We start from the raw sequence: 24,737 nt of genomic DNA, 5'->3' as shown, positions 1-24,737 counted from the left end.
GTTGGGCTAATCGAATCTTATTAGTTCAAAAGATTGTTTAATTGTTGACGGTAACGTTTTGCCAAAGCCGGATCAGTCGCCGTGATCAAATTGCACAAGGTGATAATGGTCTCTTTGGGCGCGCCGTTCTGAAAATCCGGTTGGCTAGTTTGCAGTTCGAATAGGTGCGTCATCGCTTCATCAAAGTTTAAATTAGAGATGTGGCAAATCGCGAGGTTAAAACGCCCCTCGTGATCTTGTGGATTGGCTTCTATTTGTTCGCTTAAAGCCACCAGGCCTGGTGTGTTAGCCGCCATTTTTTTGAAGGTCATTTGGCTGGTGATATTGCGTCCGACTTGGCTCTGCTTGGCTTCATCAGGCAACTTATTAAACAGGCTGGTCGCACCTTCGATTTGATCTAGGTCGAGCATGATTTGCACCATGTCTAACGCGACCAAGGTGCGGCTTGGGTCAAGTTGAATTGCTTGGGTTAATAAAGCCACCGCGCCCGCCGGATCGCCCGCCATGTATTTATCGTGCGCTTCCAAACGCATCTCTTCAACGGGATCATAAACCCCAATCTGACGCAACATTAAAGCGATGTCTTCGGGGCTGATGGCGCCTTGCTTTGCGTTTTGAATTTCGCCGTTGATAAAGATCACCGTGGTCGGGGTTTGTTCGAGTTCAAAGGCGCCGGCCAGCTCGGTTTGTTCGTCAACATTCACTTTAGCGAAAACAAATTGTTGCGCAAAGGTTTGTGCAAAATGGCTCAGATCTTGGGCGAGGGTCTGTGATTCGGTGTCCGCGTTTAAAAACGCGACCACCACCGGAATTTGAGCTGAGTTTTCCACGACCAGTGTGTCGAAGTTGTCTTCTGTTACATCAAAAATATAAGCCTGTTTCGCCATGTTGAATCCTAGTCTTTAAAAATTATGTGCCCCATTATAACGGGGAATCGGGGTGAAGGGGCATAGGTGCAGGTAACCAAGCACTGGTTTTACCTGTCCAATAATATACGCTCAGACCAATCCATTCGCGCCAGCCCGATTCCAGCGCTTTTAAATGGTCAAACAAGTCAAAATCCAGATGCCGATAATCGGCATGATTACTGCGATAATCCACCGGATAAGGAGTGACATTCAGGCCAAATTGGCGTGCAATGCCAACCGAACGCGGCATGTGAAACGCTGAGGTGACCAATAAATATTGACCATCAGGCCTGGTGATGGGTTGCAGATTACGGAAGTTTTCATAGGTATTGCGTGAGTTAGATTCCAAAATCAAACGTTGCGAATCCAAACCCATCTGCTGGAAAAGGTCGGCGGAAATACTGGCTTCGCGCCCGCTATCTTGCAAATAAATCGAACCGCTACCACCGCTAAAAATAACAGGCGCATCGGGGTATAAATCGGCTAGGTATTTGGTCGCAATATAACGATCACCGCCTAAACCGAGTTCGGCCACGCCCCAGCTTAGTGAACGTTTAAGGTCCTCGCCACCGCCCAATATAATGATGCCATCAACTTTTTCAGGCATAACATAAGGTTTGGCAAAGCGTTTTTCGAGTGGTTGAATCAGCCAGTCACCTACTGGATAAACCAGTACCAAAGCCGCCGCGAGTGAGGTCGGAATTAAAATCCATTTTGAAGCGGAATAAGCCTTGAAATATACCAGTAGCGTGCCTAATATAAAGCTAATAACTAACAAATTTCCTGGGCTTAAAATCATCCAGCCCAGTTTTGATAACACAAAGAAAACTGTATCCATAATTCTTTTATTTTCAACTAATTAAAAATTAATTTAAGCGCGCTACTTGAAAACCTCTCGCTAAGTCCTATAAAACCACCAATAGAAACTGAGGTGACGCACTATGATGGACAAGTTTACTACACAATTCCAATCCGTTCTGGGCCAGGCACAGTCGCTGGCTGTGACGAACGACAATCAATTTATTGAACCTTTACATATTCTGGCCGCGTTAGTTCCAGAGCAAGGTCACTTGCTGCGTTTAGCCGGTGTGGACGTAAATGCGCTGAACCAAGCGGTTGAGACTAAACTAAGCGCTTTGCCGCAAGTATCGGGTACAGGGGGCGAGGTTCAATTATCGCGACAATCCGGTGCGATTTTAAACCTAATGGAAAAGCAAGCGCAGAAAAACGGCGATGCCTATATTTCGAGCGAATTGTTTTTACAAGCGGCGTTAGATTCGAAAGATCAAGTCGCCGACCTACTAAAACAAGCCGGTGCACAGCCCAATAAGCTGGCCGATGCGATTCAACAAGTACGTGGAGGGGAAAGCGTGCAAGATCAAAATGCAGAATCAACGCGCCAAGCGTTAGAAAAATATACCATCGACTTAACCGCGCGTGCCGAGTCTGGCAAGCTTGATCCGGTGATTGGTCGTGATGACGAAATCCGCCGTGCGATCCAAGTATTGCAACGTCGTACTAAAAACAATCCGGTGTTAATCGGTGAGCCTGGTGTCGGTAAAACCGCGATAGTGGAAGGTTTAGCCCAGCGCATTATTAATGGCGAAGTACCAGAGGGATTGCGTAACAAGCGCGTGTTGTCTTTGGACCTGGGTTCGTTATTGGCCGGTGCGAAATATCGCGGTGAATTCGAAGAACGTCTTAAAGCGGTATTGAAAGACCTGTCGAAAAATGAAGGTCAGGTGATTTTGTTTATTGACGAAATCCACACCATGGTGGGTGCGGGTAAAGCCGAAGGTGCAATGGATGCCGGTAATATGCTGAAGCCAGCCTTAGCGCGTGGCGAGTTGCATTGCATCGGCGCGACCACGCTTAATGAATACCGCGACAATATCGAAAAAGACGCGGCGTTAGAACGTCGTTTCCAAAAAGTGTTGGTGGACGAGCCAACTGAAGAAGACACGATTGCGATTTTACGTGGCTTAAAAGAACGTTACGAAGTGCATCACGGTGTCGCGATTACGGACCCCGCGATTGTGGCGGCGGCGCGTTTGTCGCAGCGTTATATCACTGACCGTCAGTTGCCGGATAAAGCCATTGACTTGATAGACGAAGCGGCTTCAAGAATTCGTATGGAAATTGATTCCAAACCGGAAGAAATGGACAAGCTTGATCGCCGTTTAATCCAGCTCAAAATGGAGCAGGTAGCGCTCAAAAAAGAAAAAGATGAGGCGTCGAAAAAACGCCTAGAAATCTTAAAAGACCAAATCAAAGAACTGGAAAAACAATATTCCGACTTTGAAGAAGTCTGGAAAAAAGACAAAGCCGCCTTGCAAGGCGCGCAACAATATAAAGAAGCCCTCGACAAAGCGCGTACCGAAATGGAAGCCGCGCGTCGCGAAGGTAATCTGGGGCGCATGTCTGAGTTGCAATATGGCGTGATTCCCGACTTAGAAGCCAAGATCAAAGCGGCCGATGAGCTGGAAGTCAACGCAGAAGACAAGGGCGAAATGCACCTGTTGCGCAATAAGGTATCCGAAGAAGAAATCGCCGAAGTGGTCTCGCGTTGGACGGGGATTCCAGTCTCGCGCATGATGGAGGGTGAACGCGATAAGTTATTACGCATGGAAGATAGCCTAAGTGCCAAAGTGGTGGGTCAAGACGAAGCGGTGAAAGCCGTATCGGATGCGATTCGTCGTTCGCGCGCTGGTCTGTCTGATCCAAACAAACCCAATGGTTCGTTCCTATTCCTTGGCCCAACTGGGGTGGGTAAAACCGAGTTAACCAAATCTTTGGCGGATTTCTTATTCGACAGTCAGGATGCGATTGTGCGTTTGGATATGTCTGAATTTATGGAAAAACACTCGGTTGCGCGTTTAATCGGTGCGCCACCCGGCTATGTGGGTTACGAACAAGGTGGTTACTTAACCGAAGCCGTGCGCCGCAAACCCTATTCGGTAATTTTGCTGGACGAGGTCGAAAAGGCGCACCCGGATGTGTTTAATATCCTGTTACAAGTGCTGGACGACGGGCGTTTAACCGATGGTCAAGGCCGCACAGTTGATTTCCGTAACACGGTGATTGTGATGACTTCGAACCTCGGTTCGCAGATCATTCAAGAACTGGCCGGCGAAGGCAATTACGATGCGATGAAGTCGGCGGTAATGGAAGTGGTGGGTGGACATTTCCGTCCCGAATTCGTTAACCGAATTGACGACATCGTGGTATTCCGCCCACTTGGTCAAAGTCAGATTCGTGCGATTACCGATATTCAGTTAGAAAGCCTACGCAAACGCTTGGCCGACATCGACCTGAAAATTGACGTCTCGATTCCGGCACTGGATGTATTGGGCGAAGCCGGGTTCGATCCGGTTTATGGTGCGCGTCCGCTAAAACGAGTGATCCAGCAACGTCTGGAAAACCCGCTCGCGCAACGCATCCTAAAAGGCGAGTTTCAACCCGGTTCGACCATCCACGTCGAATTGGAAGACGGCGAACTCAACTTCCACTAGCTGTAGCACTCTCCAACCTAACCCCGCGAAAGCGGGGTTTTTTTTATGCCTGAAATTCAGTAATCACCAGGCCTAGCGATTTTATTTTTAATGTATGATGTTTTACCTGGGTACTTAGGAGGGTAGTGGATTGTAGGTCAAGCGCGTGTTTAAAATATCCATAGCGCCCATTTACAACCAGGTTTGTTTATGAAATCAATTCATTTTCTTATCTTTGCGATTCTAGGTTTGGCTGTTGCCAAAATTGTGCCTGGTTTTCATCTCGATTTTGGGGTTTATTATCTGGATGTTGAGCGCGCGGTTTTTCTGGTTGGCGTGATTGCGGCGTTCTATTTTTATACTCATACTTTTTCTGAGTTTGGTCGTGTTGCGGCTTTATTTGTTGCGTTAGTTGGTCTGTCATTATTGGCGGGTTGGGTTTTGCAGTTAGATCCAATTCGGGTGGCGGTGGCGTTTGTGATGACGGCTTTGGTGGAGGAGATACTGCTTCGTGCCGTGTTGTTTGAGCTCTTGATTAAACGCGGTATTAAGAGCTGGAAAATCGTTTTAGGCACGGCCTTGTTTTTCACCTTGGTGCATCCGGCGATTTACTCTGATTACCTGTATGGCGTTATAGTGTTGGCAACTGGGATTCTACTCGGCGCGATATATCTAAATGTGCGCCAGAAATATGGCATCGTTTATGGTGTGCTTTGGGCAAGCGAGGCTCATACCTTGATTATTTTATTGGGTTGGAAACTCAACCTAATCTGACCACCAGGCCTGGTGGTTGTCCTCACCAAACAGTTAATCGTTAGGAGATGCAGATGAGTGTAAAAATTGAGATAGCCGAGACGACGGAGCAGTTTGAGGCAGGTGGTCAATTGTTTCGCGCTTATGCTGAGTTTTTGGGGTACGACTTGTCGTTTCAGGGTTTTGCCGATGAGTTGGAGACATTGCCTAAAATGTACGCCCCGCCCAAAGGCTCATTATTGTTGGCAAACCTAGGCGGTGTTTATGTGGGGGCCGTAGGGCTTAGGGAATTTGAACCCTATGTAGCCGAAATGAAACGTATGTTTGTACTGGCTGATTATCACGGCATGGGTATTGGTCGGGCTTTAACAGAGGCTTTTTTGGCTAAGGCTAGTGAAATGAGGTATAAGTCGGTGCGGCTGGACAGTATCCTTGAGCTGGATAAAGCATTGAAACTGTACCAAGCTTTTGGTTTCAAGGAAATTGCGCCTTACCGTTTTAACCCTCATCCAGAAGCCGTTTTTATGGAGTATATAATCGGCTAATTATAATACCCATTGCCAGATAAACCCTGCAAAATCGTTAGCAGCCTGAAGGAGATACTTCGCTTTGTTCAGTATGACGAGGTGTTTGCACCAGGCCTGGTTGGTTTTAGTTCGGCTAGAATAAGACTCTCTTTTATTATTCTGGGGGCGGTTATGAATGTTTGGGTATTGTTGGGTTTGGCGATTGCAGCGGAAGTGATTGGCACGACGGCGTTAAAAATGAGTGATGGCTTTAGCAAACTTTGGCCGTCACTGGTGGTGGTTGTCGGTTATGCGATTGCGTTTTATTTGTTGTCGATGACCTTAAAGTACATTCCAGTCGGTGTGGCCTATGCGGTTTGGTCGGGTGTGGGGATTGCGTTGATTACATTGATCGGCTGGGTTATGTTTTCGCAAACCTTAGATTGGGCGGCCTGGTTGGGTATCGGCTTGATTATTAGCGGCGTTTTAGTCTTACAACTCTTTTCGAATTCGACCGCGCATTAGCTAAGCACCAGGCCTGGTGGACGCTCATAAAACATAATAAAACCAGCGGTTAGGCCGTTGGGTTGACGCTTGAATCGGGTCGGTCTATAGTTAAGTAGTTGTTAACCCAACGAAAGGAGATCGACATGTATTACATAGGAAACTCCCACAGCAAAGAGTTGCACTACAATTATTGCCCTTGGGTGCGGCTCATGAGCTCAGAACACAAGGAACGCTATGAGACTTTAGAGGAGGCTCTGGCGGCAAAAGACTACGATCCTTGTGGACACTGTGAACCTTTTGAACGACAGACTCGTGCTGTTGCTTATGAATCTGAATTCGAACTCGTTTACCAGGGTGGCAGTGCCGATTGGAGTACTAATATTCCGCGTGGCCAACCGCTTGAATTAAAAGCAGACATTGAGTACAAGGGTACGGAAACCTCAGCCTTGGCTGGAAAGGAAGTTAAGTTTGCCATTGTCTATCATGCAGGTAGGGAATACCCCCTAGGATCAGCTATTACAGACGAAAAAGGTGAGGCGCGCCTTGTTCACACCTTTGAAGATAAAATTAGCACTTGTTCCGTCAATCTCATTGCCTATTTTCCTAACAACGTAACACCTCAATCTGTGACACGCCATACCAATGTCGCCGACCTGGTCACAGAAGCCAGTTTCAGTCCTAAGAATAAAACCTCTGGCACCACTCAGTTTCAATTCACACTAGATACTCAAGCGAGTGGTCGTATTCAGATCTATCGGCGTATGTTTTGGTTTTTCTGGAAACGACGCAAAACTCTGGACTGGCACTTTGATGAGGGGGGTACGAAGCGGGTGAACTGGAACGGCACCGATGACAGCGGAAAGAAAATGTGGGGTGTGTTTAAGGCTGAGATACGTGCAGACACATGGCCTATTCCTGGTTTTGATGTCATTGAATTGCGAGACATCAAACGTAAGCGTTAGAAAGGTTAATTTTCATCTTTTTCTAAAACGTAAAACAATTACGGTCGTGTTCATTATTATTTGTCATTAATTTGCCTTGTCAAAGTTGGATTAATGGCAAACTTTCTTTGATCAAGTCGTGTTAACTTTATTAAAACATTAGTTTCAAGGGGTGATGCTGGATATAGGGATACGTGGAGCCCGTGCTTGGTAAGCATTATGCGTCCTTATCTTAAAGCTTTTATGTGCCGCTTTTTATTAATGTCAGTTTTCAATAAAAATTTTTAAACCACCAGGCCTGGTGGTTGTCCCTTAGATATCCTCTAGTTATAAAAAACCTACTTAATTACATGGTTATTTCTATCCGCTAAACTATCTGGTATGATCTAAATATTAATGAGTGTTATAACTAGATTTTACTGTGTTTTACATGGGCTCAGTTACTAGTTTTTATGAGTGTTTTGTCATGTCTTTTTAGCCGGTGACAAATGATAACAATCATTGGTGTTTATATGCTTAATCGCTCTAAATCAGGCAGTTGGCTCGGCCGTTTATTGCATCATGCCTTACAGCTTCAACATTAGGTCAAGATAGGAGACTGAGATTGAAACGCACTGAGCAAACGCTTCTTGAACAAATGAAAATGAGTGATGTTGAAATATCACATCGCATGAACCTTCTGAGTCTAACCAGTGAAGAATTAAGTTTACTGCACGGCCATAAAAGCATCATCGAAGATAATATTGATGTGATTGTGGATGAGTTCTATGAGAAACAAACGGAAATTGATGAAATATCACTTTTAATAGGTGATGCGGATACTTTAATGCGTTTACGCGCGGCTCAGCGTAAATATGTTATGGATTTGTTTTCAGGTAGTTATGACAGTGAGTATGTTAATAATCGCTTGCGTATTGGTATGGTGCATAAACGTATTGGCGTTGAACCAAAACTCTATCTTTCTGCGGTTAGAACACTGAAAGAGATGATCATCAAAACTTTAAAAAGAATCATTTCTGATAAGGATCTATATGATCGGACAATCGATGCGCTTGAAAAATTGCTATATTTTGACACAACCTTGGTATTTGATACCTACATTGATAGCTTGGTCGGTGAAATAGAAAACGCTAAAAATAGAACGGAAATTTATGCAAAAAGCTTAGAAGAAAAAGTAGCTGAACGCACCTTGCAACTAGAGGAACAGGCTCAGCTCGATCCGTTAACTAATCTTTATAACCAAAGAGTCATGCAGGAGCTTCTTAGCCGGGATCTTGCAACGTCAAAAAGGCGACAGGTGAAGTTGTCTTTGGTCTACTTTGATATTGATCAATTTAAAAACATTAATGATACACATGGTCATCTTAAAGGGGATGATGTGCTCAAAAGCATCGGTAAGGCCATGCTTAATAATGTGAGATCAACGGATATAGCCTGTCGATATGGCGGCGATGAGTTTTGTATCATCCTGCCGGATTGTGGGGCAGATGAAGCTAAGGTTATCTGTAAAAAAATTATGAACGAATTTAATGAAAAATATCCTGACTATAGCTTTAGTGTAGGCATTGCCGAAACAGGGCTAGATGAATATATTGATGGTGACCAACTCATTAAAATAGCCGATGATAAAATGTACCAAGCTAAAAAAGATGGCGGGTTTCAAGTACGCACTTGAGTGGCTCTTGTTGCAACCCGTTCAAAGTGTTGTTTTACTACCTAATGCGAAGTGTTTATCCTCCATATAGGATATACAGACCACTTCATCGTTAGTCCTTTGGGCGACTCTAGCCATTACGGATTTCTGCACCATTTCTCCAATACTGAATAAGTTGGACACTAAAATATAATTTATTTTTTGTCTATTAGCTAATTCCCATTGATTGAAGTTTTATAATTACCACACAGTTGACATGGTTTAAAGTAATATCAGGTGTGTAAATCTGAAAATCAATAGAGGATACCAACCATGCACCGTCACCTGAAATCCTTTTTGGATGAATTGCTGTTTTATTCCGGTCAGTTTGCGCTGTTTTATATTGTCATGCGCATGTCGGAAAATGGGTTAGGGTTTCTTCTAGAGACGGATCATTTGTTGCTTTTGATTGCGTTGATTGTGCAATCCGCATGGCTGGCTATTCAGGGTCACCGACTTTGGGTTCGCTTGTTAGGTACCTTTCTTGTTCCTGTAATTTATAGTCTTTCTGAAATAAGCGAAGGGTTGAGTTATCTTTTTAATGCGGCCCACATGGGCTTCTGGATTTATGCGTTGCTAACGGCGTTGCTACAATTACATATTATGCACTTAAAAGAACAAGGCAAAAACCAACAGCTCACAGAGCTGGCGTTAGTTGCTATGACCATCAGTATTTTTCTGTTTCTGTATTTTTATTTTGATGTGACTAAAGAAGGGGTGCCTGAAGCTGAGTTAACCATTTTTGGAATATTTACTTATCTTCCGGAGTTTTTAGATGATCGGACTCATCTTTATATCATCTTTGGTGGATTGGTTCTGGCTTTGATTCTTGGGTTGGGGCGAATGGAAATAACCCGCTTAAAAGATCGGTTGAATCTACTTTTTGGCTTATATGTTGATGACCGTATTCGTGATCGTATTCTTTCTGGACAGGCAGCTCAAGCCGAAAAGGCGGAGCTTTGTGTATTGTTTGCGGATATACGAAATTTCACCGGACTGACCGAAACCCATGAAGCCGAACAAATCACACGTATGCTCAATGAATATTTTGAATTCTGGGATAGCGCCGTACGTAAAAACGGCGGTGTAATTGACAAGTTTATTGGTGATGCGGTGATGATGATTTTCGGCTTGCGACAGAAGGAGTTTGCATGTGAAGCGGCGGTGCGAACCGCGCGTGAACTTTTAGAAACCTGGCCTGACTTTCAAGCTAAGTTGCGCGAACAAGGGCTGCCGATTCCAGAGCGCTTTGGTTGTGGTTGCCATTTTGGTCGTGTCATCATTGGGAATGTGGGCAGCCTTGCCCGACGTAGTTATACCGTAATCGGTGATGATGTAAACTTGGCCGCTCGTTTAGAGTCTGCCTGTAAAACCCATCAACAATCGTTGATAATTTCAGATCGCGTTTACCAGCAACTGACACTGGAGACTCAAGAGGTTTTTCAGTCGTTAGGGCCAATTCCTGTGAAAGGCAAAAAGCAAAGCATCGAAGCTTGGGCGCTAATGCCGTAACCAGCAATGGCGTCTATCAAGACCACCAGGCCTGGTGGTTTAGGCTTGGATTGCCCATGTTAGATAATCATTCAGGTGCTTCGCATCCAGATCATTCAGATGTTTGAATTTTAGATGACGGCGATATTTACCGCAGCCTTCCAACGCTCGGTATGGATCATTAAGTTGCGCACCCTGGCTGAACTCTAACGTGACATGCCCTTTGTAAACAAACACACCACAAATAGTTGAAGATTCAGCTTTCGTTCGAGAGAACAAGATCCCACCATACTTTGGCGTTTCAATAAGTTCCGGCGCTTGTTGCCTGATGCGCTGAAAAATCGCCGCCGCTATCGGATAAAGCTCAGGCTTAGTGCTTTGCCAGTCTTCAAGAAGTTTAATAACATTTGGATGGCTCATGTTTATCTACTCTTGGTTTTGGCTGATTCAAAGCTCGATTTTACATTATTTATATACAAGCTATTTTTAAACAAATTGTGTAGCGGGCATTACAATTTGTTAGAATCGATTTTTTGAGCGGTGTTGTTTTTATGTCTCCCAGTGCCTTATCTCCCAAGTTTTTGATTGTTGTGGTGGCGCTTATCGGTATGATGGCGCCGTTTACTATTGATACCTATTTGCCTTCTTTTCCCAGTATTGAAGCGGAACTGGCCATTGATCGTGGGTTATTAACTCAGACGTTGTCGGTTTATTTAATTAGTTTTGCGCTAGCGACCTTGATTTGGGGGCCAATGGCGGATAAATGGGGGCGTAAGCCCATTATTCTGCTGAGTCTGACGGGGTATTTAGCGGCTTCTGTTTTGAGTGCATGGGCGCAAAGCATTGAAGTTTTACTGCTTGGTCGGGCACTGCAAGGCATTATGGTTGCCGGCAGCTTAGTGGCGAGTCGAGCGATGATTCGTGATTACTTTCAAGGTGATGAAGCGCAAAAAGCCATGGCGCTGATGATGATGCTGTTTGCCGCCGCCCCAGCCATGGCACCGATTATCGGCGGTTGGCTTGAAGTGCATCTCGGTTGGCGTTCGGTGTTTTATTTTCTTGCTGCATATGCCTTGCTGATTATTGTGATGTTTGCCGCGCGTGTGCCGGAAACTCAAGACCCAGAGCATATCCAATCGATTCATCCCATTAATATTGTTAAATCCTATTGGCAAAGTATCGTTCACCCACAGTTTTTGCGTTTGGTGGCGGCGCAAGGTTTTATTATCGGTGGTTTCTTTGTTTACGTGGCTGGGTCGGCGAGTATTATTTTTGATCACCTTAAATTAGGAGAACAGGATTTTTGGGTGTTGTTCGTGCCGGTGGTGTCCGGGATTTTGGTGGGGTCGATCTTGATTCACAGACTGACATATTTGTATAAACCGACTCGCTTAATTAATGTCGCATTCGGATTGGCAGCGATGGCGGTGATTATCAATATGGGGTTTGAAACCTATTTGCCAATTCAGGGCTGGTCGGTGGTCGCCCCTTTGGTGTTATATGCGGTCGCGTTTGCAATGGTGAATCCGGGTTTGAGTATTGTGTCTTTGGATTGCTTGCCGACCAAGCGTGGGTTGGCGAGCTCGGTGCAAAGTCTATTTCAAATGGGGATGGCTGGTTTAGTCGCTGCGCTGGTGGTGCCGCATGTGCACCATAGTTTGCAAGCGATGGCGGTAGCTCAAGCTTCATTGTTCGCGGTGGCACTTTTGCTGTGGTTAAGTGTTCGCAAAACCCTCAGCAGGCCTGGTGGCTAAAACCACCATTTTTCAGAGTCTAAGATAATACGAGCTATTTTGTTATAGCCGGTCGATTTTGGATGTGCGCCGTCATTTTTCGCGATTTCAGCCAGGTAAGCGCTATCTTGAATCAAATGATCGAACAGTGGAATAAAGGGCAACCCAGCCGTTTCAGCTTCGATCTGCATGGCATTGGAGAGGGTTTGGATACGTTGATTTTGTGGGGCGTCACCAACGGGCGGCGGGCCAACCACCAGGCCTGGTGATGATTCCATACGTTTAAATAATTCACGCATGTTATCTATCGTCGTTTCGAAATCGACACGCAAGGCACCGTTTTCCATCATGGTGTCGTTCACACCGCATGACAGTACAATGCGGTTATCGCTATCTGGATGCTGGCGTAGGGCAAGCTCAGGCCAGCGTTGCAGAATGTCGGTCGAGGTATGACGACGAATGCCCAAGTTGTAATAGGTGATGTCGTGACCTTGTTGTCGAGCTTCGGCGCAAAGACGACCGGCCCAACCCAGCATCATTTCGTCGCCCGTGCCATTCACGAACGAATCACCGATAAAACAAATACGTGTGTCTTGCATCGTTGAAGTCGTCTTAGGGAGAGGTTTTGAGTTCTTGACGGCGGCGTTCATATTCTTCATAACTCATATTGTTACTTTCAATGCAACGCTGGTAGTCTTCATCATTGGGAAGGTATTTTTGGCATTGATTTTTCTGGCTAAATTGCACCCCATAATAAGCTTGTTCTGCGCTACATGCGGCTAGGCTCGTAATGGCTAATAAAAAGCTTAATCGTATTAATAGGGTCATCATGCTATTCCTGTGTTTGCGTTGTAAGATGAAAAATAACCGAACAAGGTTTTCGGGTATCTGGGTGTGAGTTAATCTGGTGCCTTAATAGCAATAGATTCGCATATTTAAAGGTGTTTATCCAGGCCTGGTGATTACGCTTATACCAAGGTGCTGGGTCGGTAAATTGTTTAGAAAAGCCTTGCCAGGAGCCGGCTTGCCAGCCGGTTTGTTCATCTTCAACATATAAAGTCTGAATTAAAATCCGGCCGTTTTCGTTTAGCAAGCCTTTAAGCTTTAGCAATAAATCATCAACCGATTCATTACCGAATAGCGAGAAGTTGCAGACAATCAAATCAAACTTGCGTTGTAAACTGCCGATGTTTAACGCCTGGTAAGTCAGGTTAAGGTAGCTATGCTCCTGGTCAAGTTCCTGTGCCAGGCGAATCAAATCCTCACTGCCATCGATACCCATATAATCACCAGGCCTGGTGTTTGCGATTTCGCGTATCAGCCAGCCTTCACCACAGCCGACATCCAGCATGGATTGAAAGTCTTGTGCCAGGATTGCCTCGACAATCGCTTGATTGGTTACCTGATTTCGGCTTTCGATTTCTTGATTGCGCACCGCCTGCGTCCAGGCTTTGGCATTGGTGTCCCAGGACTTTAAAATAGCTTGTTCTTCCTTGACTGTCATGACGTTTTTCCGATCAAGTGGTGAGGGCGCAGCTCGCATAATGAGCTTAAGGTTACGTCGGCTAAATGTTTTAACGGTTCGTAATAATGGTGTTCAGAAGGAATGCCGATGACCTTTAGGCCTGCTGACTTCGCGGCTTTTGCCCCGGTTATAGAATCTTCTAAAGCCAGTGTCAGCTCGGCGGAGGCGTTTAATGTTTTGAGTGCATGTAAATACACGTCCGGCGCGGGTTTTCCTGCTTTAACCTGCTCGGACGACAAAATACAGTCGAACGCCGCGGCACAATTTAGGCTTTGCGTTATGGCACGACATAAGCGCAAAGGCGCGTTGGAGGCAAGTCCGACTTTTAAATCATGTTGACGGCAAAGGTCTAATGCCTGGTAGAAACCCAATTTGGCTTGGCATTGGGTTTTTAGCAAGGCTTCGACTTCCTCAATCACCGCCTGCTCGGCATGGTGTTTGGGTTGCTGCCAAGGTGATTTTGCAAACCAATACTCTGTCACTGCTTGAGTGGTTAAGTTGGCCGTGTGTTGTTGATCTTGTGGGGTGACTTCGCAACCCAGCGCTGAAAATACCTTATACTCGGCTTTTTTCCAGTAGGGTTCTGAATCCACAATTAAACCATCCATATCAAAAATCACGGCTTGCAAGGGTGGAGTCAACATCAGATATTTTTCTCAACAATATGCGTCGGCAAGCCGTCTAAACTGGTTTGGTTTTTCTGTTCCCAATATTGTTCGATGCCATCATCACCTTTTTTGACCGCCCATTCGTTCAACAGTTCACGTTCCTCGACATAGTCAAAAAACGGCACCGCCATGCCGCAAGAGGTTTGCACTAAATCAATGTCCAATACAAAAATCTGGCGTGCGCCTGGAAGGGGATGGAATTGACGATAGAGCTCATTCCATTGCGGGTCTTGGCGATGCACCAATTTCGCCGTGCCGTATAAACGCAAAATCAATGGCGCGCCTTCAAACGCGCAAAACATCAGTGTCATTCTGGGCTGCTGCTGCACATGGGCGGCGGTTTCATTGCCGCTGCCGGTGACATTCAACCAAGCCACTTGATTCGGCGAAAGCACTCGCAGAGAATCCATGCCTTTAGGCGACACATTTACGCGACTGTCTTTGGTGGCGGTGCCAACAAAGTAGATTTTCTGCTGCTCAATAAAATCGATTAACTTATCCGTTAATACGTCGAGTTTCTGACCCATACTGTTTCCTTAGCCCGTCTAAAACGGGAAATATCAGTGTCACTGAAATCATACCCAACTGACCAATCAGCGTCGTAACCTGACCGCGATGATGGGTTTGATGCAAGAAAAGATGCATCAAAATTTGATCAAGCCTAAACGCATTTTCAGTCTTGTTGGCAATGCTGGTATAGCGAATGGTGCCCGACAAATCGGCCTCGGATAAAGATTCGAAAAACGCCAGAATCCGCTGATCCGTGCGTTCACGTTCGACGCGCATTTGGCGAAAAACTGTCGGTTCATGGTCTGGTTGTATTGCGCTTGCCAAACCAAATTTTGCAATAAGTTCATGCCATCTCCTGAGTTTTTTCGATAAAGGCCTGCTTGAGTTGGCTAAACACCAGGCCTGGTGTTTAGCGCAAACGGTAACCATCCAGTTCGGCAATCGGAATCAACTCCGCACCACTGCCAGTTAAAACCCCCTCATCCGCATTATAAACATCATAAATTACATCGAAGTTTTGATACTGTAAGGTATTTTTACTCCAACATTAGTATCTAGTTAGATTGGAGTCCGCACTATAATTCGATGTGATAATGTAATCATGTGGGAAAGATAAAGTACGATTTTATATTTAAAAGCTTCGCATTATTTTAAAGGTAGGTTGAAAATTGTGGAAACATTAATATCGAGCCTTATTTAAGCAGGGCTTTCTGGTTTAGCTTTTCTAGCCTACAAGCATCCAGAAGCATTTAACCGGATTTACATACCGCTCATTATTTTAGGGGCAGCTGTAGTGATGTGTATAACACTATGGAATATAGCCGTTAGTTATACATATATTGAATTATACCCTTATATAAGTAAGGAAAGTGGTGTGCTTGAATCTTCAGAAGTGGCGGTAGAAGTACTAAAAATTCCATTTGGGTTAACAATATTAGTTTATTTTTCTGTAACATTTTTTCTTGTCTTTCTTTTAGCAATTCCATTTTTGATAAAGAAAGATAAGAAAAATGAAGAGTCATAAGTAACTTTATATATATATCAATTATCAAGTCGTACTTGAGCGGCACTTCCAAAGCTCTGGCACGGTTATTCGCAAAATGGTGTTTTTACACTCTGACTGGAGGTGTTATGTCGGTTTTAGTGGTGGGGGCGAGTGGTGCGACCGGGCGGTTGTTGGTTGAGAATCTGCTTAATCATGGTGTGGCAGTTAAGGCGGTGGTGCGTTCGGCGGAACGGTTACCGGAGTCTGTGCTGTCGAATCCTTTATTGACGGTGATTGAGGGCAGTGTTCTCGATTTTAACGACACTCAATTGGCGGATTTGGTGAATGGCTGTTCGGCCATCGCGTCGTGTCTCGGGCACAATTTGACGTTTCGCGGTATGTATGGCGCGCCGCGTAAATTGGTGACCGATTCGGTGAAACGTTTGTGTGAAGCGGTTAAGGTGAATCAGCCCGAGCAAGCGGTGCGCTTTGTGTTGATGAACACGTCGGGCAACCGGAATCGTGATTTGAACGAGCCTATTTCGTTTGGTGAACGTTTGGTTGTGGGGTTGATCCGCGCCTTGGTGCCGCCACACCCCGATAATGAACAAGCCGCTGATTATTTAAGAACCCAAATCGGTTCGAAGGATGAAGCGGTTGAGTGGGTGGCGGTTCGCCCCGATTCGTTGATAAATGAGGATGCGGTCAGCGAATACGAAATCCATCCTTCCCCGACCCGAAGCGCGATTTTTGACCCGGGCAAAACCAGCCGAATCAATGTGGCCGACTTTATGGCACGGCTTGCAACCGAAGAGTCGCTTTGGCAACAATGGAAAGGCCAAATGCCGGTAATCTACAATCAAGGCTTCGCGTAAAACTTATCATAATCACCAGGCCTGGTGGTTAAGTTATATGCTGGATTTAATATAGAGCGTAGTATTAATGAAGCTGACTATTTATCAAATTGATGCATTTTCCGATAAGCCTTTTTTTGGCAATCCAGCTGCGGTCATTCCGTTAGAGCAATGGTTGCCTGATAAGACTATGCAGGCGATTGCGGAAGAAAACAACCTTTCTGAAACGGTCTTTTTTGTTCCAGTAGAAGAGCATTTTCATATTCGGTGGTTTACACCTAATAAAGAAGTGAAGCTATGTGGACATGCTACTTTGGCATCGGCTTTTGTGTTGTTTGAATTACTGGGTTATAAGAAAGAGCAGATTATTTTTGATTCCTTGTCGGGTCCATTAATTGTTACGAGCCAGAATAGGGTTTTAACGATGGATTTTCCGGCACAAGTTCCGGTTAGATGTGATGTGCCGGAGGCGCTTGTTAATGGCCTGGGAGCAATGCCTTTTGAGTGTTATAAAAACGAAGATTACTTTGTTGTGTTTGACAATGAGGATGATGTATTAAACATTAAACCGAAGCATCGTTACCTAGAACAGCTTGATCTTCGTGGTGTTATTGTTACAGCGCCCTCGTTTAAACAAGATTTTGTGGCAAGATTTTTTGCACCTAAATTTGGTATTCCAGAAGATCCTGTAACCGGTTCAGCCTATACGCAGCTTACGCCTTATTGGTCGGAAAGAACCGGCAAAACAAAACTGAGTGCTAAGCAGGTTTCACAAAGAGGCGGACAGGTATTTTGTGAGTTAAAAAGCGACCGGGTTTTTATCTCAGGCCGTGCCGTGAAATATATGGAAGGCGTAATTGAAATATAAATGGTTACAAAAACATGTTTGCAAATATTTAAGCAACTACCAGTCTTGGTGTTTTGAGGTAAAGGGCTCTTAATAGAGCCCTGATAGGGAGGTTAATAAAGTTTATTTTTCAATTTCGATTAGGTCATTAAATGCATGCCAACTTGCATAGCCAAGTAATGGCATAACAATCAGCATTCCTAAACCAAGTGTTACGATACCGGCAATCAACATTAGGCCAATCACTAAGGCCCAAGCCGCCATAACTTGTTTATTTTCCATCACGATTTGGAAACTTAGAATCATGGCTTGAATGGCGCCGATTTTTTTATCATGCAACAGCAACGGAATGGTCACGACACTGATCGCAAACACAAATGCCGATATTAGCAAACTAATACCTGCAAAAAGAGCTAAGAAGGTTAGGCCCGCCTCAGAGACGATGAATCCTGTTAACCCCATGCTTGTGTCAACAATTAATAGTGAACTTGTCTCAAGTACAATAGCCGTTAAAAATGGCATAGAGTTAACCCAAATAGCCGCAATGATCACTAAAGACACAGCAAACAGCGCGAAATCAGGGATATTCCCTCGCCAGGAGATCATAGAGGACCCTAGTGAGGTTTGTTTTTCTTTTTCAAGTCTATGGGCTGTGTAATACAAGCCCGTTGCCAGAAATGGCGATAAGATAATAAAGGCGATGGCTACAATCAGCATATAGATTGGTTGTTGCTGAAAAACAAGAAACAAGAGTGCGACGGTTAAACTCATTACCAGTCCGTAGAATAGTGAAACGCCGGGTGCATGTGCAATGTCGTACCAGCCATTTTTTAACCATTTTCCGATGTCAGAAAACTTGGCATCATGCGAAATGATATGTTCACCCGCTTCAGTATAATGATCATGTGTTGATAATTCGCTTTTAAGCATTACATCCTCCTTACTTTGAAAATCATCAAAGGTTGAAGTTTTTAATATGGTTAAAACCTAATGTTTGGAGTAAGTTTTTAACCTGTAGTTTCTACACTATCAGAACAGGTACTACTGATGGTAATAGAATCTATATATTGCTTCATCAACTTTTCTTATAACCTTAAGTGTAAGATATTTAAAGATATTTTGTATTTATTGTACGGTGGTTAGTCTCACTTCCTACTAAATCTATATGCTTGGTCATGTGGAAGAGGCTATCAATTTTCGAGTTACCAGGCCTGGTGTGACTCGATAAGTCCTTGTGCCTTAATTCAAATCGAAACGAATGTTTAGGGTTATCACCATTACAAAATTAAGGTTTTGACAGACTCTTGTGGACGCTTTAGTATTTGAATTGACGGTTGCGGTTATGACAGTTTCGTCACTCGGCCGTTTGAGAATTGATAGGCAATAATTAAAGGGTAAGGCTATGAAACTTAGATATGCGTTAGTCCTCGGTTTTGGGGTGGCTTTAAGTGGGTTAAGTTTTGCCGATTCGGCAGATGTTAGCCAAGCTCGTGATTTAGCCAAACAATTTGCAGGTCAGTTGCAACCGGCATTGGGTAAGGCGATGAAGTCGGGGGGTCCAGTTAATGCGCTTGGTGTTTGTCAGACCAAAGCGCCAGAAATTGCACAGAGTTTGAGTGATCGTTCGGGCTGGGATATAAAGCGTGTAAGTTTAAAAAATCGTTCGGCCGATGCGCAACCTGATGCATGGGAAATTAAAGTATTGACGCAGTTTGATCAGCAGCGCGCACAAGGTGCCGATCCGACCAAAATGGAATATAGCGAAGTGGTGCAGGAGCGTGGTCAAAAAACCTTCCGTTATATGAAGGCGATTGCGATAGGTGAAGGTCAACCATGTTTGCAGTGCCATGGCACCAATCTTAATGACGACGTTAAAAAACGTTTGGGTGAACTTTATCCACACGATAAAGCGACCGGTTATAAAGTCGGTCAAATCCGTGGTGCGTTTAGTTTTAAAAAACATTTATAGCAAAAGCAACCAGGCCTGGTTGTTGATTTGACCACCAGGCCTGGTGCTCTATATAAATGGCTCTAATTTAGTAACGCTGGGTTAAGCCAAAAAACACCTCAAAATCTTGTCCTTTATCATCCATCGCAAGTTTAGACCCCAAGTCCCATTGTCGATTACGATTAGTTTGGTAAGTAAAGCCTAAGCTTGCATAAGGAATATATGTATCCTCCGTGTCGAACTCACCAATCTGTTCAATATAGCCGCCGACATTATGATTGATGTCATAACCAAGTACCGCCGCATAGCTCCCAACAAAGTTCATTTCGTCTTTAAGCTCATCGTAAACATAATCAACCTGCAATTGAGCGCCAATACTATAGTCCGCTAGGCCTGAACCGTAGGTAGCAATGATCCCGCCCTCTGTTTTGTCATTCGAAAACTCTCCTGTGGCCAGTTTGATATATGGCAGCAGCGCCATGGCGCTGTTACCACCATCATTGCCCCAAAGGTTTATTTTGGTGCGCAATTCTAGATCACTATGACCTTGTTCAGAAGTGTTAGACGTTTCTTGATGAATATAGGGCGTAAACACCACATGAATATCAACGGAATTTGTTAAACCGTATTTTAAGTTGGTATTGAGAGCTTGATAGGTTCGAGTTGTTTGACCATCTTGTTTGTCTTGTGCGTAACCCAGAATCGACGTTTCAACTTGCCAATGTCCTCTATCAACAGTTTGTGGACTTTCAGTTGCATCCGGTCGGTCAGCCGCCAGCGGACGTAAGTCCATCGCATTAGCTAAGACGGGTAAAGTGAGGTTGGTTAATCCTATTAATAACCACGTTGTTTTTTTCAAAATTCAGATCTCCTTTTAGAATGTAAAAAAATAATTAGCTACAGCTAAATTTTTTATAAGTCTAAACAAATGGCTAGGGGGTTTGCAAGTTTGTAAGTGTTTTTATTTTTGATCAGGCTTGCTGGTTAGGCTTTTTTTAGAGTCACGACATCGTTATGGGGAAATTCGATTCGAGTTTGCCAGCGTTGCGCAAGCCAGAGGAAACTGGGTTCGCTGAAAAAACTAATGTGGGTTGGGTCGTTACGATAATGCCAGTTACAAAAACGTGTATCGTCTAAAACCCGTTTGGTTTGAATTACTAATACACCACCAGGCCTGGTGATCGACCAGAGCTGCTCCAGAATCAGCCGTGGATTGGCTAAATGTTCTACCACTTCGGTGCAGGTAATAAAATCGTATGTTTGGCTTAATACTTCGGGTTGGTCAGCATAAAACTTATCGTAAGCTTGCATTTCATAGCCGAGTTCTTCCGCCATTTTAATTAAGGCCGGGCCTGGACCACAACCAAAATCCAAACCTTGCGCAGGCGGGGCGATATGTTCGATTACTTGATTTAAGCTACGGCTTAGAAATTGTCGATAACCGGGGTCGTCTAGCTGATTCTGGTGGATGTCGTAGATAGCTTTTTCAGCCGTTTCACTAAGGAGCTGGTCGCGTTTCAGCCAAACGAAATCGCATGACTGACAGCGCGAATAAGGCTTGTCGCGACAGCTGAAATCATAATAATTATCTGACGCGCAAAGCGGGCAAACGTGACTCATTAGTCGTCAAGGGTGGCGGATACTTCGGGTTTTTCGAGGTGGAGCATTTTGTGATAAGCGGTTTCGACGGCGAGCGCGACTTTCTGTTCCACTTCGTGGTGTTGCTGAGGTGTCATAAAAAAGCTCATGTCGATATCGTAGCGAATGTAGCGCGGTGGAATTTGATTTAAGGCTAAGCAAGCCATGTCCGTCAGCTGTTCTTCGCTGAGTTCTTTGCCAACGTAGTTTTCTTTGATTTCGTTAAACACCAAACGTTCGAAATAGTTATGAATCGAATCTAATTCCATGGTCGCGGCTCCTTATCAAGCGGTGCGGTTGTGTATTCTGGTGACTTTGTCATGAGCATAGGCGACGGCATCTTTGACAGAATCGACAATTTTCATACGTTCGTTTTCGGTCATAAAAAAACACATGTCGACATTATGCCTGATATAGCGGGGTTGAATTTTATTGAGCGCTAAACAAGCCATGTCTTCAATCTCATCTTCACTTAAGCTGTCATTTGCATAAAACTGATTGATTTCATCAAACACGAGTTTTTCATAATAATTGTGAACAGAATCAAATGCCATGAGCCAAATACCTCGTAAATTCAATTTGTATTTTACCAACAGGTGAGAATATTGATAGGGGAAATTTAGGTAGGTTTTGAAACGGGACTGGCTTTGATAGCAAAACCAGTCTGAGGCAAGGAAGTGGATTATTTTTCGCGCGCGATTGCACGATAGCCTATGTCAGAACGTGAAAAACAGCCGGACCACTTAACTTGTTTGACGCCTTCATACGCACGTTTTTGTGCGGCGGTAACGTTATCGCCTAACGCGGTGACGCATAACACGCGACCACCGTTAGTAACGACTTGGTTTTGGTCATTCAGTGCAGTTCCGGCGTGGAAGACTTTTAAATCATCCGCATTGACTTGCTCTAAACCAGAGATCACATCCCCTTTATTGTAGTCTTCAGGATAACCGCCAGCCGCTAACACCACGCCTAAGGCGCTTCGTGCATCCCATTGGGCTTCAACCTGATCCAAGCGCTTGTCTAAAGCAGCCAAGCAAAGATCAGCCAAGTTAGATTGCAAGCGCATCATAATCGGCTGAGTTTCTGGGTCACCAAATCGACAGTTAAATTCCAATACTTTTGGCGTGCCGTCGGCGGCGACCATGACACCGGCGTATAAAAAGCCGGTGTAAGGCAAGCCATCCGCCGCCATACCTTTGATGGTAGGGTAGATCACTTCATTCATAATGCGGTTGTGAATCTCTGGCGTTACCACCGGAGCTGGCGTGTAAGCACCCATGCCGCCGGTGTTGGGGCCTTTGTCGCCATCATCACGCGCTTTATGATCTTGCGAGGTCGCCATCGGTAAAACATGCTCGCCATCCGCCATGACGATAAAGCTGGCTTCTTCGCCGTATAAAAATTCTTCGACCACCACGCGTGAACCCGCGTCACCAAATTTATTGCCCGCTAACATATCGCGAATCGCTTCTTCCGCTTCAGCGTTAGTTTGCGCCAGGATCACGCCTTTGCCTGCGGCTAAGCCGTCGGCTTTAATTACAATCGGCGTGCCTTTTTCAGCGATGTAGGCTAACGCCGGATCAACTTCGGTGAACACTTGGTATTCGGCGGTCGGAATTTTGTGCTTAGCTAAAAAGTCTTTACTAAAGGCTTTCGAACCTTCTAGCTGAGCCGCCCCTTTGCTGGGGCCAAAGCATTTTAAGCCAGCCGCTTCAAACGCATCCACCACCCCAATTACTAATGGCGCTTCTGGACCAACAATGGTTAAATCAATCGCCTTGTCTTTAGCAAACGCCACCAGGTCTGCTAGATCGGTCACACCGATATCGACATTGGTTAAACCCGGCTCAATCGCGGTACCCGCATTACCCGGTGCCACAAACACCTGCTCAACATTAGGCGCTTGCAACGTCTTCCAAGCCAACGCATGCTCACGCCCACCATTGCCAATAATTAAAACTTTCATTTAATCTTCCTTTACTTGATTCACCACGAAGTTCACGAAGAACACGAAGGAAAAACAAAATTTAATGCTGTAGAGCAGTCTGCGCTTTGCTCAAGATCAAGGCGGAGAAATGATCCGAAGCGCAGCCTACTAAAAGTAGGTGAGCATCGGAAGCGTTTCTCCAACGCCGAGATTGAGTAAATAAGCGGCTGCGGATTTATTTAATGTTTGAAGTGTCTCATTCCAGTGAACACCATCGCGATGCCGTGTTCGTTGGCGGCGGCGATGACTTCTTCGTCGCGCATGGAGCCACCCGGGTGAATCACAGCTTTAATCCCGGCCGCCGCCGCCGCATCTATACCATCGCGGAAAGGGAAGAAGGCATCTGATGCCATGACTGAGCCTTTCACTTCTAAACCTTCATCGGCGGCTTTAATGCCCGCGATTTTGGCACTGTAAACACGGCTCATCTGGCCAGCGCCCACACCAATCGTCATGCCGTCTTTAACATACACAATCGCGTTAGATTTAACGTATTTCGCCACTTTCCAGGCAAATAATAGGTCTTGCATTTGTTCAGCCGTTGGAGCGGTGTCGGTGACCACTTTTAAGTCTGATTCGGTAATCATGCCTAAGTCGCGATCTTGGACTAATAAACCACCGGTAACACGCTTGTAATCGTAAGCCGCCTGTTGACCAGACAGTTCGCCACAAGCTAGTAGGCGCACATTTTTCTTCGCTTCGACAATCGCTTGAGCTTCAGCGCTAATACTTGGTGCGATAATCACTTCAACAAACTGACGATCCACAATTGCTTGGGCGGTTTGCGCGTCAAGTTCGCGGTTAAACGCGATAATGCCGCCAAACGCTGAAGTCGGGTCGGTTTTATAAGCACGATCATAAGCTTCAAATAAGCTAGAACCAATTGATACACCGCAAGGATTGGCGTGTTTGACGATTACGCAAGCGGTTTTATCAAAGGTTTTCACCAATTCTAAAGCGGCATCCGTATCGGCAATGTTGTTGAATGACAGTTCTTTACCTTGTAGTTGAGTGGCGCTTGAAACGGAGGCCTCAGTAGCATTGCGTTCTACATAAAACGCGGCTTTTTGATGTGGATTTTCGCCATAACGCATCGACTGTTTTTTCACAAACTGAGTGTTGAAAGTGCGCGGGAAACGATCGGTTTGATCTTCTGAGAACATGGTGCCGAAGTAGTTGGCAATGGCGCCGTCATAACGTGCGGTTTGTTCAAAGGTTTTAATCGCTAAATCAAAACGCGTCGCATGTGCAAGCTGACCGTTATTAGCTTGCAACTCTTCTAGAATGCGAGCGTAATCTTTTGGGTCGGTAACGACGGCGACGTCTTTGTGGTTTTTGGCGGCCGAACGCAACATGGTTGGGCCACCGATGTCGATATTTTCTACGGCGTCTTCTAGCGAGCAATCGGCTTTGGCAACGGTCGCTTCAAACGGGTATAAGTTCACGACGACCATATCAATTGGTTTAATGCCGTGTTCGGCCATAATCGCATCATCTTTACCACGACGGCCTAATAAACCACCATGTACTTTCGGGTGCAGGGTTTTAACGCGTCCGTCCATCATTTCTGGAAACCCTGTGTAATCCGATACTTCGGTCACTTGCAGACCGGCTTCTAATAAGGCTTTATATGTGCCGCCTGTTGATAAAATATCAACGCCCATTTTATTTAGGGTTTGGGCAAATTCAATAATGCCAGTTTTATCAGAAACACTGATTAATGCACGACGCACGGGTTTCATAACGATC

28 protein-coding genes are annotated in these 24,737 nt (G+C 45.0%); 12 read left to right on the top strand and 16 right to left on the bottom strand.

Annotated features, from left to right (window positions below; genetic code table 11):
* Nucleotides 1–20 precede the first annotated feature (20 nt).
* Together N746_RS0108400 and N746_RS0108395 are read right to left on the bottom strand one after the other, a co-directional pair.
* Entirely contained in the window at nucleotides 21–887 is an 867-nt protein-coding gene (locus N746_RS0108400) for a tetratricopeptide repeat protein (RefSeq protein ID WP_029935728.1), read from the bottom strand.
* A gap of 34 nt (nucleotides 888–921) precedes the next feature.
* Nucleotides 922–1,746 carry a YdcF family protein gene (locus N746_RS0108395; protein WP_029935726.1) on the bottom strand — a complete coding sequence of 275 codons (825 nt, stop codon included), beginning with the start codon at nucleotides 1,744–1,746 and terminating at the stop codon, nucleotides 922–924.
* A gap of 103 nt (nucleotides 1,747–1,849) precedes the next feature.
* On the opposite strand from N746_RS0108395, the gene clpB reads away from it, so the two are divergent.
* The 7 genes from clpB to N746_RS0108360 all read left to right on the top strand — a co-directional run bounded on the left by clpB (nucleotide 1,850) and on the right by N746_RS0108360 (nucleotide 10,311).
* Nucleotides 1,850–4,420, top strand: coding sequence for an ATP-dependent chaperone ClpB (clpB, locus tag N746_RS0108390; RefSeq protein WP_038125933.1), 2,571 nt, complete (start codon nucleotides 1,850–1,852; stop codon nucleotides 4,418–4,420).
* Nucleotides 4,421–4,609: 189 nt separating this feature from the next.
* Complete coding sequence (locus tag N746_RS0108385) at nucleotides 4,610–5,173, top strand: CPBP family glutamic-type intramembrane protease (protein ID WP_029935722.1); 564 nt, start codon at nucleotides 4,610–4,612, stop codon at nucleotides 5,171–5,173.
* Between the two features lie 53 nt (nucleotides 5,174–5,226).
* Complete coding sequence (locus tag N746_RS0108380) at nucleotides 5,227–5,697, top strand: GNAT family N-acetyltransferase (protein WP_051678593.1); 471 nt, start codon at nucleotides 5,227–5,229, stop codon at nucleotides 5,695–5,697.
* 153 nt (nucleotides 5,698–5,850) lie between these two features.
* Nucleotides 5,851–6,183, top strand: coding sequence for a DMT family transporter (locus tag N746_RS0108375; protein ID WP_029935717.1), 333 nt, complete (start codon nucleotides 5,851–5,853; stop codon nucleotides 6,181–6,183).
* A 191-nt stretch (nucleotides 6,184–6,374) separates the two neighbouring features.
* Nucleotides 6,375–7,127 carry a hypothetical protein gene (locus tag N746_RS0108370; protein ID WP_156018314.1) on the top strand — a complete coding sequence of 251 codons (753 nt, stop codon included), beginning with the start codon at nucleotides 6,375–6,377 and terminating at the stop codon, nucleotides 7,125–7,127.
* Between the two features lie 583 nt (nucleotides 7,128–7,710).
* Complete coding sequence (locus tag N746_RS0108365) at nucleotides 7,711–8,781, top strand: GGDEF domain-containing protein (protein WP_029935713.1); 1,071 nt, start codon at nucleotides 7,711–7,713, stop codon at nucleotides 8,779–8,781.
* Between the two features lie 291 nt (nucleotides 8,782–9,072).
* Complete coding sequence (locus tag N746_RS0108360) at nucleotides 9,073–10,311, top strand: adenylate/guanylate cyclase domain-containing protein (protein ID WP_029935711.1); 1,239 nt, start codon at nucleotides 9,073–9,075, stop codon at nucleotides 10,309–10,311.
* 39 nt (nucleotides 10,312–10,350) lie between these two features.
* On the opposite strand, the gene N746_RS0108355 is transcribed toward N746_RS0108360, so the two are convergent.
* Complete coding sequence (locus N746_RS0108355; protein ID WP_029935710.1) at nucleotides 10,351–10,710, bottom strand: DUF1801 domain-containing protein; 360 nt, start codon at nucleotides 10,708–10,710, stop codon at nucleotides 10,351–10,353.
* Between the two features lie 131 nt (nucleotides 10,711–10,841).
* Here N746_RS0108355 and N746_RS0108350 point away from each other — a divergent pair, with 131 nt between their 5' ends.
* Nucleotides 10,842–12,044 carry a multidrug effflux MFS transporter gene (locus N746_RS0108350; protein ID WP_029935708.1) on the top strand — a complete coding sequence of 401 codons (1,203 nt, stop codon included), beginning with the start codon at nucleotides 10,842–10,844 and terminating at the stop codon, nucleotides 12,042–12,044.
* Here the strand turns inward: N746_RS0108350 and N746_RS0108345 are convergent.
* Genes N746_RS0108345 through N746_RS10460 form a run of 6 tightly spaced genes read right to left on the bottom strand, consistent with a single transcriptional unit; the run spans nucleotide 12,041 to nucleotide 15,155 of the window.
* Nucleotides 12,041–12,682, bottom strand: a complete 642-nt coding sequence (locus tag N746_RS0108345) for a DUF459 domain-containing protein (protein WP_081836009.1) — start codon at nucleotides 12,680–12,682, stop codon at nucleotides 12,041–12,043. The two genes, N746_RS0108350 and N746_RS0108345, sit on opposite strands and share 4 nt — an antisense overlap.
* Nucleotides 12,636–12,854, bottom strand: a complete 219-nt coding sequence (locus N746_RS0108340; RefSeq protein WP_029935705.1) for a hypothetical protein — start codon at nucleotides 12,852–12,854, stop codon at nucleotides 12,636–12,638. Before N746_RS0108340 ends, N746_RS0108345 begins: the two co-directional genes overlap by 47 nt.
* A gap of 1 nt (nucleotide 12,855) precedes the next feature.
* Entirely contained in the window at nucleotides 12,856–13,527 is a 672-nt protein-coding gene (locus N746_RS0108335; protein ID WP_029935703.1) for a class I SAM-dependent methyltransferase, read from the bottom strand.
* Nucleotides 13,524–14,192 carry a hexitol phosphatase HxpB gene (gene hxpB, locus N746_RS0108330; RefSeq protein WP_038125932.1) on the bottom strand — a complete coding sequence of 223 codons (669 nt, stop codon included), beginning with the start codon at nucleotides 14,190–14,192 and terminating at the stop codon, nucleotides 13,524–13,526. The genes N746_RS0108335 and hxpB overlap by 4 nt, the downstream gene beginning before the upstream one ends.
* Entirely contained in the window at nucleotides 14,192–14,743 is a 552-nt protein-coding gene (locus N746_RS0108325; RefSeq protein WP_029935699.1) for a pyridoxamine 5'-phosphate oxidase family protein, read from the bottom strand. Before N746_RS0108325 ends, hxpB begins: the two co-directional genes overlap by 1 nt.
* On the bottom strand, nucleotides 14,712–15,155 hold the full coding sequence (locus N746_RS10460; RefSeq protein ID WP_051678592.1) for a DinB family protein: 444 nt from the start codon (nucleotides 15,153–15,155) through the stop codon (nucleotides 14,712–14,714). The genes N746_RS0108325 and N746_RS10460 overlap by 32 nt, the downstream gene beginning before the upstream one ends.
* A gap of 445 nt (nucleotides 15,156–15,600) precedes the next feature.
* On the opposite strand from N746_RS10460, the gene N746_RS0108315 reads away from it, so the two are divergent.
* The 3 genes from N746_RS0108315 to N746_RS0108305 all read left to right on the top strand — a co-directional run bounded on the left by N746_RS0108315 (nucleotide 15,601) and on the right by N746_RS0108305 (nucleotide 17,433).
* Nucleotides 15,601–15,750 carry a hypothetical protein gene (locus tag N746_RS0108315; protein ID WP_156018310.1) on the top strand — a complete coding sequence of 50 codons (150 nt, stop codon included), beginning with the start codon at nucleotides 15,601–15,603 and terminating at the stop codon, nucleotides 15,748–15,750.
* A 107-nt stretch (nucleotides 15,751–15,857) separates the two neighbouring features.
* Entirely contained in the window at nucleotides 15,858–16,586 is a 729-nt protein-coding gene (locus tag N746_RS0108310; protein WP_029935694.1) for an NAD(P)-dependent oxidoreductase, read from the top strand.
* Between the two features lie 67 nt (nucleotides 16,587–16,653).
* Complete coding sequence (locus N746_RS0108305; protein ID WP_029935692.1) at nucleotides 16,654–17,433, top strand: PhzF family phenazine biosynthesis protein; 780 nt, start codon at nucleotides 16,654–16,656, stop codon at nucleotides 17,431–17,433.
* A 102-nt stretch (nucleotides 17,434–17,535) separates the two neighbouring features.
* Here the strand turns inward: N746_RS0108305 and N746_RS0108300 are convergent, their stop codons facing one another.
* Entirely contained in the window at nucleotides 17,536–18,342 is an 807-nt protein-coding gene (locus N746_RS0108300) for a DUF2189 domain-containing protein (protein WP_029935690.1), read from the bottom strand.
* A 472-nt stretch (nucleotides 18,343–18,814) separates the two neighbouring features.
* Here N746_RS0108300 and N746_RS0108295 point away from each other — a divergent pair, with 472 nt between their 5' ends.
* The gene (locus tag N746_RS0108295) at nucleotides 18,815–19,381 is read left to right on the top strand and encodes a Tll0287-like domain-containing protein (RefSeq protein WP_029935688.1); all 567 of its coding nucleotides are present in this window, start codon (nucleotides 18,815–18,817) and stop codon (nucleotides 19,379–19,381) included.
* Nucleotides 19,382–19,448: 67 nt separating this feature from the next.
* On the opposite strand, the gene N746_RS0108290 is transcribed toward N746_RS0108295, so the two are convergent.
* The 6 genes from N746_RS0108290 to purH form a co-directional block, all read right to left on the bottom strand.
* The gene (locus tag N746_RS0108290) at nucleotides 19,449–20,219 is read right to left on the bottom strand and encodes a transporter (protein ID WP_029935687.1); all 771 of its coding nucleotides are present in this window, start codon (nucleotides 20,217–20,219) and stop codon (nucleotides 19,449–19,451) included.
* 125 nt (nucleotides 20,220–20,344) lie between these two features.
* The gene (locus tag N746_RS0108285) at nucleotides 20,345–20,980 is read right to left on the bottom strand and encodes a class I SAM-dependent methyltransferase (RefSeq protein WP_029935685.1); all 636 of its coding nucleotides are present in this window, start codon (nucleotides 20,978–20,980) and stop codon (nucleotides 20,345–20,347) included.
* A complete protein-coding gene (locus N746_RS0108280; RefSeq protein ID WP_029935683.1) occupies nucleotides 20,980–21,267 on the bottom strand; it encodes a late competence development ComFB family protein in 288 nt (95 codons plus the stop codon). Before N746_RS0108280 ends, N746_RS0108285 begins: the two co-directional genes overlap by 1 nt.
* 15 nt (nucleotides 21,268–21,282) lie before the next feature.
* Nucleotides 21,283–21,552, bottom strand: a complete 270-nt coding sequence (locus tag N746_RS0108275; protein ID WP_029935681.1) for a late competence development ComFB family protein — start codon at nucleotides 21,550–21,552, stop codon at nucleotides 21,283–21,285.
* Nucleotides 21,553–21,680: 128 nt separating this feature from the next.
* A complete protein-coding gene (purD, locus tag N746_RS0108270; protein WP_029935680.1) occupies nucleotides 21,681–22,967 on the bottom strand; it encodes a phosphoribosylamine--glycine ligase in 1,287 nt (428 codons plus the stop codon).
* 200 nt (nucleotides 22,968–23,167) lie between these two features.
* Complete coding sequence (gene purH / locus N746_RS0108265) at nucleotides 23,168–24,730, bottom strand: bifunctional phosphoribosylaminoimidazolecarboxamide formyltransferase/IMP cyclohydrolase (RefSeq protein WP_029935679.1); 1,563 nt, start codon at nucleotides 24,728–24,730, stop codon at nucleotides 23,168–23,170.
* Nucleotides 24,731–24,737: the final 7 nt, after the last annotated feature.

The sequence above is a fragment of the Thiomicrospira pelophila DSM 1534 genome (genome assembly GCF_000711195.1).
GTDB classification, from domain to species: Bacteria; Pseudomonadota; Gammaproteobacteria; order Thiomicrospirales; family Thiomicrospiraceae; genus Thiomicrospira; species Thiomicrospira pelophila.
Note: the sequence above shows the minus strand (reverse complement) of the source record. Positions and strands in the feature narration are given on the sequence as shown.

Coding starts and splice junctions, on each gene's coding strand:
- N746_RS0108345 (WP_081836009.1), bottom strand. CDS start 12,682: ATGAAGAATATGAACGCCGCCGTCAAGAACTCAAAACCTCTCCCTAAG.
- N746_RS0108380 (WP_051678593.1), top strand. CDS start 5,227: ATGAGTGTAAAAATTGAGATAGCCGAGACGACGGAGCAGTTTGAGGCA.
- purH (WP_029935679.1), bottom strand. CDS start 24,730: ATGAAACCCGTGCGTCGTGCATTAATCAGTGTTTCTGATAAAACTGGC.
- N746_RS0108385 (WP_029935722.1), top strand. CDS start 4,610: ATGAAATCAATTCATTTTCTTATCTTTGCGATTCTAGGTTTGGCTGTT.
- clpB (WP_038125933.1), top strand. CDS start 1,850: ATGATGGACAAGTTTACTACACAATTCCAATCCGTTCTGGGCCAGGCA.
- N746_RS0108395 (WP_029935726.1), bottom strand. CDS start 1,746: ATGGATACAGTTTTCTTTGTGTTATCAAAACTGGGCTGGATGATTTTA.
- N746_RS0108335 (WP_029935703.1), bottom strand. CDS start 13,527: ATGACAGTCAAGGAAGAACAAGCTATTTTAAAGTCCTGGGACACCAAT.
- N746_RS0108375 (WP_029935717.1), top strand. CDS start 5,851: ATGAATGTTTGGGTATTGTTGGGTTTGGCGATTGCAGCGGAAGTGATT.
- N746_RS0108355 (WP_029935710.1), bottom strand. CDS start 10,710: ATGAGCCATCCAAATGTTATTAAACTTCTTGAAGACTGGCAAAGCACT.
- N746_RS0108370 (WP_156018314.1), top strand. CDS start 6,375: ATGAGCTCAGAACACAAGGAACGCTATGAGACTTTAGAGGAGGCTCTG.
- purD (WP_029935680.1), bottom strand. CDS start 22,967: ATGAAAGTTTTAATTATTGGCAATGGTGGGCGTGAGCATGCGTTGGCT.
- N746_RS0108325 (WP_029935699.1), bottom strand. CDS start 14,743: ATGGGTCAGAAACTCGACGTATTAACGGATAAGTTAATCGATTTTATT.
- N746_RS0108285 (WP_029935685.1), bottom strand. CDS start 20,980: ATGAGTCACGTTTGCCCGCTTTGCGCGTCAGATAATTATTATGATTTC.
- N746_RS0108300 (WP_029935690.1), bottom strand. CDS start 18,342: ATGCTTAAAAGCGAATTATCAACACATGATCATTATACTGAAGCGGGT.
- N746_RS0108350 (WP_029935708.1), top strand. CDS start 10,842: ATGTCTCCCAGTGCCTTATCTCCCAAGTTTTTGATTGTTGTGGTGGCG.
- N746_RS0108360 (WP_029935711.1), top strand. CDS start 9,073: ATGCACCGTCACCTGAAATCCTTTTTGGATGAATTGCTGTTTTATTCC.
- N746_RS0108340 (WP_029935705.1), bottom strand. CDS start 12,854: ATGATGACCCTATTAATACGATTAAGCTTTTTATTAGCCATTACGAGC.
- N746_RS0108305 (WP_029935692.1), top strand. CDS start 16,654: ATGAAGCTGACTATTTATCAAATTGATGCATTTTCCGATAAGCCTTTT.
- N746_RS0108310 (WP_029935694.1), top strand. CDS start 15,858: ATGTCGGTTTTAGTGGTGGGGGCGAGTGGTGCGACCGGGCGGTTGTTG.
- N746_RS0108280 (WP_029935683.1), bottom strand. CDS start 21,267: ATGGAATTAGATTCGATTCATAACTATTTCGAACGTTTGGTGTTTAAC.
- N746_RS0108400 (WP_029935728.1), bottom strand. CDS start 887: ATGGCGAAACAGGCTTATATTTTTGATGTAACAGAAGACAACTTCGAC.
- N746_RS10460 (WP_051678592.1), bottom strand. CDS start 15,155: ATGGTTACCGTTTGCGCTAAACACCAGGCCTGGTGTTTAGCCAACTCA.
- N746_RS0108295 (WP_029935688.1), top strand. CDS start 18,815: ATGAAACTTAGATATGCGTTAGTCCTCGGTTTTGGGGTGGCTTTAAGT.
- hxpB (WP_038125932.1), bottom strand. CDS start 14,192: ATGTTGACTCCACCCTTGCAAGCCGTGATTTTTGATATGGATGGTTTA.
- N746_RS0108275 (WP_029935681.1), bottom strand. CDS start 21,552: ATGGCATTTGATTCTGTTCACAATTATTATGAAAAACTCGTGTTTGAT.